Source organism: Vibrio sp. 1249-1 (assembly GCF_033340495.1).
Genome location: NZ_JAWOWJ010001177.1, coordinates 1 through 516, shown reverse-complemented (window position 1 = coordinate 516; position 516 = coordinate 1). Strand labels below are relative to the sequence as shown.

At 46.3% G+C, this 516-nt stretch carries 1 protein-coding gene; it reads right to left on the bottom strand.

The genetic code is table 11. The features are described from left to right. On the bottom strand, nt 1-516 hold a 516-nt coding region (locus tag R7Z50_RS31115), incomplete at both ends, for a class I tRNA ligase family protein (RefSeq protein ID WP_318150230.1).

Sequence of the window (516 nt, the reverse complement as noted above, 5' to 3'; positions counted from 1 at the left end):
GGCAGAGTCCAAGGAGTGGTTGTCCAGATAACGATTGAAACGTCACCCTTACCTTCGTGACCTTCCGTCAATTCAAATTTAGATAGCAGCGCAGCTTCGTCCGCTGTTTTAAAACGTACGTCGATAGATGGCGATACTTTATCTTTGTATTCTACTTCTGCTTCTGCAAGTGCAGAACCACAATCCGTACACCAGTGAACAGGTTTGAAACCTTTTAATAGGTGGCCATTACTTGCGATTTTACCAAGCGCACGAATAATGTTCGCTTCAGTTGCGAAATCCATAGTGCGGTATGGCTTGTCCCACTCACCCATGATGCCAAGACGCTTGAAGCTTTCTTTCTGACCTTCAACCTGACCTGCTGCGTATTCGCGACATTTTTCGCGGAATTCCGCTGCCGTTACTTTTTGGCCTGGTTTGCCTACTTTCTTTTCTACCATCAATTCGATTGGCAGACCGTGGCAGTCCCAGCCTGGGATGTAAGGTGCGTCAAAACCTGAAAGTGTTTTGGATTTA